Source organism: Sporolactobacillus laevolacticus DSM 442, assembly GCF_000497245.1.
Classification (GTDB): domain Bacteria; phylum Bacillota; class Bacilli; order Bacillales; family Sporolactobacillaceae; genus Sporolactobacillus; species Sporolactobacillus laevolacticus.
Genome location: NZ_AWTC01000005.1, coordinates 41,722 through 55,509, shown reverse-complemented (window position 1 = coordinate 55,509; position 13,788 = coordinate 41,722). Strand labels below are relative to the sequence as shown.

Sequence of the window (13,788 nt, the reverse complement as noted above, 5' to 3'; positions counted from 1 at the left end):
GGAGGCTGCTGATGATGAAAAAAGGATACCTGCTTCTGGAGTCGGGCCAAGTGTTCCCGGGTATACGCGTCGGCGATTCTTCCTCTGTAATGGGTGAAATTGTTTTCAACACAAGCATGACCGGTTATCAGGAAATCATGACGGACCCATCTTATGCCGGACAGATTATGACCTTTTGCTATCCGCTTATTGGAAATTACGGTATTAATCAACAAGATAACGAGAATGCCAAAATTCAGATGCAGGGCGTGCTTTTCAGCAATCTATGTGAGCTTCCAAGCCACTATCAATCCATTAAAACGGTTGATCAATGGCTGAAACAATCAGGAATTCCTGGTCTCGCTAATATCGATACGCGCGCAGTTGTTAAGGCGGTGCGGCTGAGTGGCACGATGAAAGCCGCAATCAGCGATTCACCCGATTTCGCGCAGATTGACTGGAATCAGCCTCTCCCGCAAGATATGGTCAGCCAGGTGTCGACAGATAACATCAAGGTCTATGAAGGAAGCGGTCCGCATGTTGTGCTGCTGGACTATGGCTATAAAAAATCGATGCTTACAGCGTTACTTGACGAGGGTTGCAAGGTGACGGTGGTCCCTTATAACACAAATTCAGCAGCAGTCGCAGCCTTGCATCCGGATGGGGTGATGTTAAGCAACGGCCCTGGCGATCCAGCCCAGCTGCAAGATCTTTTTGGAGAAGTGAAGAAGATTACCTCCAGCTATCCAACATTAGGCATCTGCTTAGGCCACCAGCTCATTGCATTGGCATATGGCGCGAAAACCGGCAAGTTGCTTTTTGGTCACCGCGGTGCCAACCACCCGGTTAAGGAAATGGTGACGGGCAAGGTTTGGATGACTTCGCAAAACCATAGCTATGTGGTGGCGAAGGACAGCGTTGATTCAGAGCGTTTTTCGATTAGCTATCTTAATGTGAACGATGGATCGGTAGAAGGACTGAGCCACAAGAAGCTTCCTATTGAAACAGTTCAGTTCCATCCGGAGGCTCATCCGGGTCCCGATGATACGCATCCGGTCTTTCAACGATTTATTCATATGATTAAACAGAGCAAAGGTGAAGTGACTCATGCCGTTACGTACTGACATTAAAAAAGTGCTTGTCATAGGTTCGGGACCGATTGTGATTGGTCAGGCGGCCGAATTTGATTACGCCGGTACGCAGGCCTGCCTCGCTCTTAAAGAAGAAGGCATCGAGGTTGTATTGATCAATAACAATCCGGCAACAATCATGACCGACGATCAGATCGCCGATAAAACCTACATTGAGCCGTTAACAATAGAGACGATTGAAAAAATTATCGCGAAGGAACAACCGGATGGTTTGATCGGTACCTTAGGCGGACAGACCGGCCTGAATCTTGCCGTATCCCTTTACGAAAAAGGTATACTGGCAAAATATGAAGTGGAATTGCTTGGCACTTCTGTTGATTCCATTCAGCATGGTGAAGACCGGGAACTATTTAAAGATTTGATGCTCGATATTCATGAACCGATTCCGGATTCTAAAATTATTCGCTCATACGAAGATGGGTTGGCATTCGCCAAAGAGATCGGTTACCCGGTAATCATTCGTCCTGCATACACACTGGGCGGATCCGGTGGCGGTTTTGCCTATAGCGATCAAGATTTGGATGTTGTACTCCATAGAGGCCTTAAGCTTAGCCCGATTCACGAGGTGCTGATTGAAAAAAGCATCAAGGGTTGGAAAGAGATTGAATATGAGGTCATGCGCGATGCAAATGATACTTGTATCATCGTGTGTAATATGGAGAATATGGACCCGGTTGGCGTTCATACAGGAGACAGTATAGTTGTCGCTCCATCACAGACACTGTCCGATGTTCAATATCAGATGCTTCGCAATGCGTCTCTGAAGATTATTCGGGCCTTGAAAATTGTCGGCGGATGCAATATCCAGTTTGCTTTGAATCCAAATTCTGATGAGTATGCAATTATTGAAGTCAATCCGCGTGTTAGCCGGTCATCAGCTCTTGCGTCCAAAGCAACCGGCTATCCGATTGCTCGTGTAGCCGCTAAGTGCGCAATCGGTTTTCACTTGGATGAAATTTTAAATCCAATCACTGGAACGACCTACGCGTCATTTGAACCTGCGATTGATTACATTGTCGTCAAAATTCCGCGTTTCCCATTTGATAAATTTACTGAGGCGGATCGAAGCCTTGGCACACAAATGAAGGCAACTGGAGAAGTCATGGCGATTGACCGAACCTTTGAAGGTGCGCTGAATAAAGGCGTGCGTTCGATGGAAATGGGATTCACCGGACTGGAGAGCAAGGCGCTTAGCAGCCAATCCGACGCTGCTCTAGAACAACATTTGAAGAACACTACAGACCTGCGTCTATTTGCGATCAGCGAACTTTTACGCCGCGGCCAAACGGTAGAGGATATTTACCAAAAGACAGAAATTGATCAGTGGTTCTTAAATGCCATTCAAGGGATTGTTTCTTTTGAAATGGAACTTACCGGAATGGATATCAAAGTAGTAACGGATGCGCAATGGGAACATGCTAAGTGGATGAATATAGGAAATCAGCGGCTCGCCGATTTGCTCAGGGTTTCGTTAGAGGAAGTAGATGCATGCGTAAATGCCGCCGGACTTTCGCCTTCTTACCATTTGGTGGATACCTGTGCAGGTGAATTTGAGGCTCAAACGCCTTACTATTATTCAACCTGGTTCGGTGCTGATGAAGCTCCGGTCAGTGATAAGCCTAAGATCTTGATTGTCGGCTCAGGGCCTATTCGAATCGGTCAAGGGATTGAATTCGACTATTGTTCTGTTCAGGCCACAATGGCTGTGAAGAAGAACGGGTATGAAGCCATCGTGATTAACAACAATCCGGAAACGGTCAGCACGGATTATTCAATTGCCGATCGGCTGTATTTTGAACCTCTTGCCGTTGAAGATATCCTGCATGTTGCAGAGAAGGAAAACGTTCAAGGTGTACTTGTTCAGTTTGGCGGTCAGACGGCCGTTAATGTGGCGAAAGCGCTGGAACAAGCGGGAATAACGGTTTTGGGTACTTCGACAGAGAGTATCGATAGAGTAGAAGATCGGGAACAATTCTATGATCTTCTAAAATCTCTTGAGATTCCTCACATCCAAGGACTCACCATTCATCGGCTTGAAGATCTTCCTGCTGCTGGCGAAAAACTCGGTTATCCAATTCTTGTCCGTCCTTCGTACGTGATTGGCGGGCAGTCGATGTTCTTATTCCATCAACCGGAAGAATTGGAGGCTTATATAACCAGTGAAAGAAACTTGAATGATCAGTCGTTTCCGCTGCTTGTTGATCGTTACATGCCAGGTGTTGAGTGTGAGGTTGACGCAATCAGCGATGGACAACAGACAGCAATCCCGGGAATCTTCCAGCACATTGAACGGGCAGGGGTTCATTCAGGTGACAGCATTGCAATTTTTCCATCATTCAGTCTTGATCAAGCGGTGCAGGATGAGATTGCGGAGGATACACGAAAGATATGCCGCAGCCTGAATGTTAAAGGCTTAATCAACATTCAGTTCGTAATCGCAGCCGGAAAAGTGTTCGTTCTTGAAGTGAATCCGCGGGCTTCGCGGACGGTTCCAATCATCAGCAAGGTGACCGGCATTCCGATGGTTGAAAAAGCGGTGAGCATCCAGCTTGGTCAAGGGCTGGATCAACAGAATCTCCCAGATGGCTATTACTCAAGACCTGACTTTTTTGCGGTCAAGGCTCCTGTATTCTCTTTTACCAAGTTAAAGGGTGTTGATCCCGTACTTGGTCCTGAAATGAAATCAACAGGTGAACAGCTTGGTATGGGACAGACGGTAGAAGAGGCGTTTATGAAAGGTGTTTATCTGAACGAACTCAACCCATTCTCATCCGAATCTGAGAGAAAAGCTATTTTCTGTTCGGTCACAACAAGTCAGCAGAACGAGAGCCTTGAATTGATCAAGCAGCTCACGGAGCGAGGCTTCGAAATCTTTGCAACACCGGGAACAGCCGATGCTTACCAAAACGCCGGAATTACGGTAACAAAGGTTGATGATGATGAAGCAGAGGTTGCCGCTCAAATATCAAGCGGTAAACTAACAGCCGTATTCAATATTCCAACAGCAGGGCGCAATAGGCAGTCCTTTGGTTTCAAGATCAGGGCGCTCGCACTGCGTTATCAGGTGCCTGTATACACATGCGCGGATACACTAGAGGCAGCATTAGCCGCCGCAAAAGTAGAACGTTCGCAGCAAGTGCACACGCTTGATGATTATCGGAACTTGACTTATATGACGAATAAAGGGAAGTGATCTTTTTGGCAAACGATACGGCAGCCACATTGCAAGGCAGAGATTTTCTAACTATTGCCGAATTTACAGAAGAAGAACTTAAGGCATTTTTGCAAACTGCAGTGGCACTCAAAACCATGCAAAAACAAGGTGTTCCGCATCATTTTTTACAGGGACAAACGCTAGGAATGATCTTTGAAAAAGCATCGACCCGGACACGTGTTGCGTTTGAAGTAGGCATGTACCATCTCGGTGGTTCTGCGCTATACTTAAGCAGCAAGGATATCCAGATTGGTCGCGGTGAGACGATTGCCGATACAGCGAAAGTCCTTTCAAGAATGGTCGACGGCATCATGATTCGGACGTTTGGTCATGAGATTGTGGAAGAGTTGGCAGCAAATGCCGATGTGCCGGTGATCAACGGTTTAACTACTACCCATCACCCGACACAGGTCATTGCGGATCTGCTGACGATCTATGAACATAAAGGAAAACTGGAAGGACTCAAAGCTTGCTTCATTGGCGACGGATATAACAATATGGCGCATTCGCTGATGGAAGGCGCGGCAGCCGTAGGCATGGATATGATAGTGGCCAGCCCGAAAGGCTACGAACCGGATGCTGAAATTCTGGATGCAGCAAAAGCCAGAGGCTCGAAGAATGGCTGCACCATCGCATTCACCAACTCTCCGCAGGAAGCAGCTGAGGGCTGTGATATTGTGATTACCGATACATGGCTTAGTATGGGTGATGAGGCGGAAGCAGACAAACGTCTCCATGACTTCCAAGGCTTTCAAGTTGACGATGCGCTTGTCGGGCTAGCGAAGCCAGATCATATTTTCATGCACTGCCTGCCTGCCCATCGTGGTGAGGAAGTTACACCAAGTGTTATTGACGGCGCTCACTCAGTTGTATTTGACGAAGCGGAAAATCGTTTGCACGCCCATAAGGCAATTCTAAAATGTTTGATGGAAAAGAACGCATAAAGAATCTGTTCAAAAAGGAGGACAAAAAGGGCCGAGAAGATCAAGGAAGCGCAGTTTTGAGCACCGGAGCGTATGTGAATAATACGTGAGGAGTGAAGAAACAAGCTGACACAGAACTTCCGCAGGACGCGGTGACTTCTGCGTTATGCACAGGACGTGCATGATTTTAGCAGAAGAACCTTCTTACCTTTTCCCGGACTTTTTAAACATCCTTTTAAAAAACAAATTACTCCTAGGAGGACTTCAACAATGGCAAAAGAAAAAATCGTTTTGGCGTATTCCGGCGGTCTCGATACCTCGGTATGCATTAAGTATCTTCAGGACAAGTACAATTACGATGTGGTTGCACTAAGCATTGATGTTGGTGAAGAAGGCAAAGATCTAGATAAGGTTAAACAAAAGGCACTTGATGTCGGGGCAATTAAATCCTATGTTGTTGACGCAAAGGAATTGCTCGCTGAAGGCTATCTCGCCCCTGCACTTCAAGCGAATGCATTGTATGAAGGCGTATATCCGCTCTCTTCCGGGCTTTCTCGTCCATTGATCGGAAAATTGCTCGTTGACGTTGCTCACAAAGAAGGCGCGACAGCAGTTGCTCACGGCTGCACTGGAAAGGGAAACGACCAAGTACGGTTCGAAGTAGCGATTCAGGCACTTGATCCATCGCTTAAAGTAGTTGCTCCAGTTCGTGAATGGGGCATGACACGTGATGAAGAAATTAAATATGCGGAAAAGAACGGTATTCCGATTCCTGTTGATCTCGACAACCCATTCTCGATTGACGCGAACATCTGGGGACGTGCATGCGAAGCCGGCGTACTCGAAAATCCATGGAACGAACCACCGGAAGAAGCTTTTGCTTGGACAAATCCGATTGAAAAAACGCCGGACACACCGGAATACATTGAAATTGCATTTGAAAAAGGTGTTCCTGTTGAACTGAACGGTGAAAAGAAACCATTCACTCAAATTATTAAAGAATTGAATGCACTCGGCGGTCTGCATGGTGTCGGAAGAATCGATCACATCGAAAACCGTCTGGTCGGCATCAAATCTCGTGAAGTTTATGAAAATCCTGCTGCGTTGATTCTGATTAATGCGCACCAGGCCCTTGAAACGATCACACTGACCAAAGAAGTTTCGAAGTTCAAACCACTGATTGACAAGGAAATCGCCCAAGTGATCTATGATGGCCTCTGGTACTCACCAATCAGAGAAGCTCTGATGGCATTTGTTGAACAAACGCAGCAAGTTGTTTCCGGTAAAGTTCGCGTGAAACTCTTCAAAGGAAATCACGTCGTTGTCGGACGCGCTTCGGATAACAGCCTGTACAATGAAAAACTGGCAACTTATACGAAGGGTGACGCTTTTGATCACAATGCGGCAGTAGGATTCATCAAACTGTGGGGACTTCCGACCAAAGTGAACGCTGAAGTCCACAAGAACGATGCTGAAACGGAGGCAGATCATGGCGAAGCTGTGGGGCGGCCGGTTTACGAAATCAACTAATAAATTAGTTGATGAATATACCGCGTCAATTTCGTACGATCAGGAACTGGCAAAAGAAGATATTGAAGGCAGTCTTGCCCATGTGCAGATGCTAGGTGAATGCGGTGTCGTCACTGAGGAAGAAGCGAAGACGATACAGCAAGGTCTGCGCACGATTCTGAAAAAGGTGGAAGATGGAGAAGCACATTTTTCAACCGACATGGAAGACATTCACATGAACATTGAGAAGATGCTCATTGATGAAATCGGCCCGGTAGGCGGCAAGCTTCATACAGGACGAAGCCGCAACGACCAGATCGCGACCGACATGCACTTGTACATGCGGAAGAAAACGAACGTGCTGATCGACTTGTTGGAAGACGTTCAATATGCGCTTCTTGAACAAGCAAAGGCAAATGTGGATACAATTCTTCCAGGGTATACGCACCTGCAGCGTGCACAGCCGATTTCCTTTGCACACCATCTGCTCGCATATTTCTGGATGTTTGAACGTGATAAAGGGCGTCTACTAGACAGCATCAAGCGTATTAACGTGTTGCCGCTTGGAGCAGGTGCTTTGGCAGGGACAACATTCCCGATCAACCGCCGCCGTGTCGCTGAACTGCTCGATTTTGACGATGTCTACCCAAACAGCATGGATGCGGTCAGCGATCGTGATTTCGTTGTTGAAGCATTAGCAGACTGCTCACTGATCATGGTTCATCTCTCCCGCTTGTCCGAGGAAATGGTGCTCTGGAGCAGCCAGGAATTCCAGTTCATTGAACTGGACGATGCGTTCTGCACCGGTTCCAGCATCATGCCGCAGAAGAAAAATCCGGATGTATCCGAATTGCTTCGCGGCAAGACCGGACGTGTATTCGGGCACCTAGTCGGTTTGCTGACTGTGCTTAAAGGTCTTCCGCTTGCTTATAATAAGGACATGCAAGAAGACAAGGAAGGAATCTTTGATACCGTGAAAACACTGGAAGGTGCACTGCAGCTTCTCGCGCCTATCCTCGAAACGATGACGGTAAAGAAAGACCGGATGCGCCATGCGGTTGAAAAAGATTATTCTAATGCAACAGATATTGCCGATTATCTGGCCAAAAAAGGGCTGCCATTCCGAGAAGCACATGAAGTTACCGGAAAAATGGTCCTTTACGCCATTGAAAATAAAAAGTATCTACTGGATCTGGACCTCGAAGAATACAAACAGTTTAATTCGCTGTTTGAAGAAGACATCTTTGAAGCGCTAAAACCTGAAAATGTAATGCGTGCCCGCGAAAGCGAAGGCGGCACTGCACCGCACCAGATCGAAAAGCAACTAAAGCTTGCGGAAACAAAGCTGCATCAGAATCATGAAAACTGAGACAGCTGTTTCATAAAGCCTTTTGAAGGGAATCATTTTCTCCGTCCCGCAAAAGGCGAGTACCCCCCTAAATTAGCTTAATGTTTCATAAAGCGTCGGATACGAATCATTCGTATCCGTCTTTTTTTACCTGATGGATGGCAGACGAATACTGGACAGCTGCTTAAGAAAGTCTCAGTATTGATAGTCGAGCCGAAACCAAAGCTTAGATCGAACAAGCGAAAGTTCCGGAGGAATAGTGAAAACCAATTATGAAAATTCGGAACAGTAACGAACAACGGAAAAGTAGTAACTAAACCTGTGAAAGTAGTAACTAATTGAGTAAAAGTAGGAACGAAAATCATGAGTAGTAACGAATGAAAGAAAAGTAGTAACTAAACCCGAGAAAGTAGTAACTAATTGAGTAAAAGTAGGAACGAAAATCGGAAGTGGAGCCGAATCTAGTTTCAGGTTTATAATCTCTTTTTCTGCTATGATAGCAACAGACACTTTTTAGGAAAACGTAGATATAGAAAGGCTGATTGAAAGTGAAAGCAGTTCAAACAGATCTTGCAGCAGAGCGGCAGAGCCGAGGGGCACATGTCCGTTTTGTGTTGGTGCTTGGCGCGTTAGGCGCTTTCGGTCCATTATCAATGGATATGTATCTCCCTTCATTGCCATCGCTCACCAAAGATTTGCAAACAACGACATCTCAAGCGCAGTTAAGCATCACAGCATGCTTGATCGGCCTTGCGGCAGGTCAAATCATCTTAGGTCCGCTCAGCGATAAATATGGGCGTAAAAGACCTTTGCTTGCCGGTTTAATAACATTTACTTTGGTGTCATTTCTTTGCTCGATTACCACATCGATTGGCTGGCTGGTCCTGCTGCGCTTAATTCAAGGCATGGCCGGGGCGGCCGGTATGGTTATTTCCCGAGCGATTGCCAGGGATTTGTATAACGGTCCTAAACTAACGAAATTTTTCTCAATGCTCATGGCAATTAACGGCATTTTTCCGATATTGGCGCCGATCTTAGGCGGATTTGTGCTCCGATTCACATCGTGGCATGGCATTTTTGTGGTGCTATGCGTGATAGGATTTCTGCTGTTTCTTGGTTCCCTGATCTCTATTCCGGAAACATTGCCTGTTGAGAAGAGAATCTCGGGCGGATTGAGCGCAACACTTTCAACAATGGGCAGCATTTTCAGGGACAAGCAGTTTGTCGGTTTTGCTCTAGTGTTGGGCCTTGTCATGGGCGCGATGTTCTGCTATATTTCAGCGTCTTCGTTCGTGCTTCAGGACATGTTTAACGTTTCGCCCCAAGGCTTCAGTTTGTTTTTTGCCACGAATGGGTTCGGTATTGTGGTGATGTCTCAGCTTGCCGGTCTGCTTGCCGGCCGTGTGAACGCTAGGAAGATTCTGAGAACCGGTATTTACATTGCGACGATCGGAAGCATCGCACTATTTGCAAGTTTGTTGCTGAATCCGCCACGGCTCATTGCGGTGATTGTTCCACTTTTCCTTGTAGTTTCTATGGTTGGTCTCGTCAATTCAACCGCTTTTTCATTAGCCATGCAAACCCAGGAAAAGGCGGCTGGAAGCGCATCAGCCATTCTCGGTCTCGGCATGAATACCGTTGGCGCTCTTCTTTCGCCGGTTGTCGGAATTGGCGGCAGCCATACGTATTTCCCTATGGCATTGATGATTCTATTCTGTGAGCTGTCTGCTTTTATCATCTATTTGTTCTTTATTCGGAGAAAACCTCTAAAAATCGCAAAATGAAAAGAGATTGGTATAATGAAATCATTTTTAATGGATTTATATCAAATTCGGCCGAGCCAGCTCTATTTGGATCAGGAAAAAATAGAGCGGTTGAAAGGCGCATTTGATCCGCTCAATGTTCGGTTTAACGCACCGCTTCCAATTAAGAAAAATGGCGGAGAAGCATTCCTGACCGATGGGCACACCAGGGCCTTTCTGTATAGTGAAGCGAAGATCTCAGTTATTCCCGTTTATTGGGATACGGATGATCTGGACATGGATCTCTATCAAACCTGTCTTGAGTGGTGCCGTAAAGAACAAGTAATCTTCATTGATGATTTAAAAGATCGGATTCTTCCGCATGAGCAATTTGAGAAACAATGGATTGAACGCTGCGCGCGGGCAGTAAAAGGGGAAGACTGACGTTTATCTTTGAATGACAAAAAGCCCGGAAGGCATGCTAGATACCTTCCGGGCTTGATTGTTTATTAATTAAGCTTGCGGACTTTGTGTATATTCAGCTTCTACATTAATCTTAATCTTATTGCCAACAACGAGGTTGCCGTTTGCAAGTGACTGGCTCCAAACGAGACCGAAATCACGGCGATCAATGGCAAATGAGAGGCTTGCGCCGCCACGTTTCAAGCCGTATGGATCATCAATTGGCGTGCCAACTTCAGCTTCAAAGACTACTGGCTTGCTCGTTCCCTTGATTGTCAAAGTACCTTCGATGGCATATTCTTCATCATCGGTTGCAGTCACTTTTGTTGACACAAATTTTATTTCCGAAGTCTGCGCTCTTTAAGTGGTCATCCCTGTCTTTAATTCGTGTGTCAATGCTCGCAACATCAATAGATACATCAACGGCACTGATTTTGCCGCTTTCATCTGTAGTAACTGTTCCTGAAGTTGTTTTGAAATTTCCTTTTACATTGGCAAGACCCATGTGTTTTACTGAAAATGCAGTTTCTGTGTGTGCTGTGTCAATCGTCCATTTTGTCATGTTTATCCACTCCCAATTAGGGTTTTTTTTAATTCTATTATTATAAATCAGGCTTGGCAAAAGCCAAACCAATTCATTGCGAAATAACGGATTCAGAAATTAATTCTCTTCAGAAACAACCGTGAATCGCTCGTTCAAGTGTTCAGGCTTTTCAATTTCATCGACAACTGCAGCAGCGTAATCTTCATAACTTACATAGCTTTTTCCCTCACTGTTCGTGAGTAAATGATCCTTTCCGGTTTTGTAATGACCGGTTCTTTTTCCAAGCGCGAAGAGAGCGGATGGGCTGACGAACGTCCAATTCAAGTCGGTTGTAGTTTTTAGTTCATCAAGATTTTTGGCCTGATTAGAGGCAGTTGCGAAAAAGATTTTTGGAAAATCCGGCGTATCAACTACGCGTAGTGTCTTCGCCTCATCCACATACAAACTTCCTGCTCCGCCGACAACGATTAATCGTGTACCTTTAACTCCGGATAATAATTGAATCAGTTTTCGGCCAGCCTCAACATGAAGATTCTCTTTGTCTTGCGGTGCTGAAAATGCATTAACAACCACATCAAAGGATGCAAGATCTTCACGAGTTAAATCAAAGAGATCCTTTTGAATAAATGCGAGATCAGGATCAGCCAATTTCTCCGGGTTTCGGACGATTGCTGTTACCTGATGACCTCGCTTTTTTGCTTCCTCAAGAATACGTGAACCCGCTTTTCCAGCGGCACCAATGATTGCAATGTTCATAAATGATTCCTCCTGAATTGATGTAACAAATATGGTTACAACTTGATGATAAGAAAATCATCGTTCTAATAAGAGACGATGAAGTACATCTTCAATTGTTTCTTTGGCCAGTGTTCTTTCCAAAGCAGATTGAGCTTCATTAAATGCCTCATCGAGAACGCTTCGAATACCTTTGCCAACAGGACAATGTGGATTCGGGTTGTCATGAACTGCAAAAAGATGATCTTTCGGTTCTACAGCCTGATACACGTCGAATAGCGAAATCTCTGCAGGCGGCCGGGTTAATGAGGCACCGGCTTTTCCGGCGGTCGTCTGAATTAACCCAGCCTTTTTCAGCATGCCCAGGATTCTTCGAATGACTACCGGATTTGTATTCACACTTCCGGCAATATAGTCTGATGGAAGATCTGTCTGCGGTTTGGAAGCGATCAGCGCCAGAATATGAATGGCGACTGCAACTCGAGTGTTAATCAATTTCCTCACCACCTGTAACTATTTTAATTACAACTATAATGTTTGTCAATCATTTTTTTGTATTCGTTAAAAAGCAATATTAGCGTAATAATGATTTTTGGTTCAATTCTGTCCGATAAGTAGTAGCCAAACAAAATAAAAATCCCGCTTTGGCATGGCTCACCAAAGCAGGATGGTCAAAAATTGATCTGTATAGTTTAACGGAATTTGGAAGGATTAATGCTTCACCATTGTTTCGACATGACCATCTGGATAGCCAACCAATACTTTTTCTGTAATTCCAATGAAAAGTCCGTGTTCAACAACACCGGTTAAATGATCCAGCTCAATAGCGAGTAAAACCGGATCAGCAATTGAATGTAAATGAAGATCTAATATATAATGATGCGCATCCGTGACATATGGATGTCCCTCAGAATCACGCCGCAGTTTCGGCAAATAGCCTTTCTCGGAAAGGGCGGCTTCAACATGTTTCCATCCAAATGGGATCACTTCAACTGGCAAAGGAAATGCACCTAATTGTTCCACTTTCTTACTGCTGTCAACGATCCACACGCGACGGGTTGAGACCTTGGCTACCATCTTTTCATAAAGAAGGGCACCACCGCCGCCTTTAATACCGGTTAAATCAGGGTCTACTTCATCGGCACCGTCAATCGTCACGTCAATCGTAGTGACTTCATTCAAGGCGCGCATCGGAATATTCCACTTTTTTGCAAGTTCGATTGTTTGCTGTGAAGTTGCGACACCGGTTATTTTAAAACCCGCCGCCACTTTCTCGGCAAGCGCCTTAAGAAAGAAATAGACGGTTGATCCTGTGCCGAGTCCAATAGTCATTCCTTCTTGGATCTCTTCCAGCGCTTTTTTTCCTGCCGCTTCTTTTCCATTCATGATGATCCCTCGACTTCCTTTGTATCGTTAAGCTCGTTTTGTCATTTGAGGTGTATGATATCGTTCTCAACTTATTATATCGAAAGTGTTTGGCGGTTCCAATGTCGATTTTTTGAATTCATGGCAGCATGGTAAGAGGATTTATAAATAAAGAAGCGCAACTTTTCAGTTTGAAACCGAAGAGTTTATGCACGTGAGCAGAAGATTTATGTGCAGTCCAATGGGATTTGTGCTCGGAAAAATGAAAATGTGCGCGAAACAGAGTAAGATACGCGCGGATGATAGAATTCGAATTTGCTCAGCTGCTGAAGCCAAAGGGCAAGTTGGTACAATCTTGAGCACGAAGTGGATGACGCATTTAGAATACGCAAAAAGGCGGCTACCATTCATTTGAGCCGTCTTTTAATATTTTTTAATGCTCACTGTAATTTTCTAATAACAGGTGCATTATTTACTCTCTAGAGCGTCTATCCGTTTTTCGAGTTTTGCGAGCAGTTCATAGTTTGCGACCAGCCGTTTGATCAGATTTAGTTCGGCCTGAGCGGTCATGACATGGTCCTGCGCGTGAACCATCAGAAAGCTTGGCGTGTGCCCGGCATTGGCATTACGGATGGTTTCCGTCTGCCATTTGTGCCCTTTAAGAAATTCATCTTCTGCTGCATCAAGATGTTTCTGAGCTTCTTCAAAATTGAAGTCTTCCGCGGCATCCAATGCCTCGTAAGCTTCACCGCGGGCATTTCCGCCATGAAGGATGAGTTTAAATACGGCTTCTTCTGCTTGTTCTGGCATGGTTCA

11 protein-coding genes and 1 pseudogene are annotated in these 13,788 nt (G+C 45.4%); 7 read left to right on the top strand and 5 right to left on the bottom strand.

What is annotated here, in order from left to right:
• The first annotated feature begins 14 nt into the window (after positions 1 to 14).
• The 7 genes from P343_RS25565 to P343_RS25535 all read left to right on the top strand — a co-directional run bounded on the left by P343_RS25565 (position 15) and on the right by P343_RS25535 (position 10,310).
• Entirely contained in the window at positions 15 to 1,103 is a 1,089-nt protein-coding gene (locus tag P343_RS25565; RefSeq protein WP_031263763.1) for a carbamoyl phosphate synthase small subunit, read from the top strand.
• Positions 1,087 to 4,323, top strand: coding sequence for a carbamoyl-phosphate synthase (glutamine-hydrolyzing) large subunit (gene carB / locus P343_RS25560; protein ID WP_023509610.1), 3,237 nt, complete (start codon positions 1,087 to 1,089; stop codon positions 4,321 to 4,323). The genes P343_RS25565 and carB overlap by 17 nt, the downstream gene beginning before the upstream one ends.
• A 5-nt stretch (positions 4,324 to 4,328) precedes the next feature.
• A complete protein-coding gene (gene argF, locus P343_RS25555; RefSeq protein WP_023509609.1) occupies positions 4,329 to 5,288 on the top strand; it encodes an ornithine carbamoyltransferase in 960 nt (319 codons plus the stop codon).
• A gap of 249 nt (positions 5,289 to 5,537) precedes the next feature.
• Positions 5,538 to 6,797: an argininosuccinate synthase gene (locus tag P343_RS25550; protein ID WP_023509607.1), complete on the top strand. Its 1,260-nt coding sequence runs from the start codon at positions 5,538 to 5,540 to the stop codon at positions 6,795 to 6,797.
• Entirely contained in the window at positions 6,757 to 8,145 is a 1,389-nt protein-coding gene (gene argH / locus P343_RS25545) for an argininosuccinate lyase (protein ID WP_023509606.1), read from the top strand. Before P343_RS25550 ends, argH begins: the two co-directional genes overlap by 41 nt.
• 527 nt (positions 8,146 to 8,672) lie before the next feature.
• Positions 8,673 to 9,908, top strand: a complete 1,236-nt coding sequence (locus P343_RS25540; RefSeq protein ID WP_023509605.1) for a multidrug effflux MFS transporter — start codon at positions 8,673 to 8,675, stop codon at positions 9,906 to 9,908.
• A gap of 15 nt (positions 9,909 to 9,923) precedes the next feature.
• Positions 9,924 to 10,310: a hypothetical protein gene (locus P343_RS25535; protein WP_023509604.1), complete on the top strand. Its 387-nt coding sequence runs from the start codon at positions 9,924 to 9,926 to the stop codon at positions 10,308 to 10,310.
• A 69-nt stretch (positions 10,311 to 10,379) separates the two neighbouring features.
• Here the strand turns inward: P343_RS25535 and P343_RS25530 are convergent.
• The 5 genes and pseudogenes from P343_RS25530 to P343_RS25505 all read right to left on the bottom strand — a co-directional run bounded on the left by P343_RS25530 (position 10,380) and on the right by P343_RS25505 (position 13,782).
• Positions 10,380 to 10,833, bottom strand: a pseudogene (locus tag P343_RS25530) (YceI family protein).
• A 156-nt stretch (positions 10,834 to 10,989) separates the two neighbouring features.
• On the bottom strand, positions 10,990 to 11,628 hold the full coding sequence (locus P343_RS25525; RefSeq protein ID WP_023509603.1) for an NAD(P)-dependent oxidoreductase: 639 nt from the start codon (positions 11,626 to 11,628) through the stop codon (positions 10,990 to 10,992).
• 57 nt (positions 11,629 to 11,685) lie between these two features.
• Complete coding sequence (locus tag P343_RS25520; RefSeq protein WP_023509602.1) at positions 11,686 to 12,102, bottom strand: Rrf2 family transcriptional regulator; 417 nt, start codon at positions 12,100 to 12,102, stop codon at positions 11,686 to 11,688.
• 216 nt (positions 12,103 to 12,318) lie between these two features.
• On the bottom strand, positions 12,319 to 12,993 hold the full coding sequence (gene rpiA / locus P343_RS25515; RefSeq protein WP_023509601.1) for a ribose-5-phosphate isomerase RpiA: 675 nt from the start codon (positions 12,991 to 12,993) through the stop codon (positions 12,319 to 12,321).
• Positions 12,994 to 13,440: 447 nt separating this feature from the next.
• Entirely contained in the window at positions 13,441 to 13,782 is a 342-nt protein-coding gene (locus P343_RS25505) for a PTS lactose/cellobiose transporter subunit IIA (RefSeq protein WP_023509599.1), read from the bottom strand.
• Positions 13,783 to 13,788: the final 6 nt, after the last annotated feature.

What these genes read in the sequence shown, in the direction of transcription:
- P343_RS25565 (WP_031263763.1), top strand. Translation starts at nt 15, where the DNA reads ATGAAAAAAGGATACCTGCTTCTGGAGTCGGGCCAAGTGTTCCCGGGT.
- carB (WP_023509610.1), top strand. Translation starts at nt 1,087, where the DNA reads ATGCCGTTACGTACTGACATTAAAAAAGTGCTTGTCATAGGTTCGGGA.
- P343_RS25550 (WP_023509607.1), top strand. Translation starts at nt 5,538, where the DNA reads ATGGCAAAAGAAAAAATCGTTTTGGCGTATTCCGGCGGTCTCGATACC.
- argH (WP_023509606.1), top strand. Translation starts at nt 6,757, where the DNA reads ATGGCGAAGCTGTGGGGCGGCCGGTTTACGAAATCAACTAATAAATTA.
- P343_RS25535 (WP_023509604.1), top strand. Translation starts at nt 9,924, where the DNA reads ATGAAATCATTTTTAATGGATTTATATCAAATTCGGCCGAGCCAGCTC.
- P343_RS25525 (WP_023509603.1), bottom strand. Translation starts at nt 11,628, where the DNA reads ATGAACATTGCAATCATTGGTGCCGCTGGAAAAGCGGGTTCACGTATT.
- rpiA (WP_023509601.1), bottom strand. Translation starts at nt 12,993, where the DNA reads ATGAATGGAAAAGAAGCGGCAGGAAAAAAAGCGCTGGAAGAGATCCAA.
- P343_RS25505 (WP_023509599.1), bottom strand. Translation starts at nt 13,782, where the DNA reads ATGCCAGAACAAGCAGAAGAAGCCGTATTTAAACTCATCCTTCATGGC.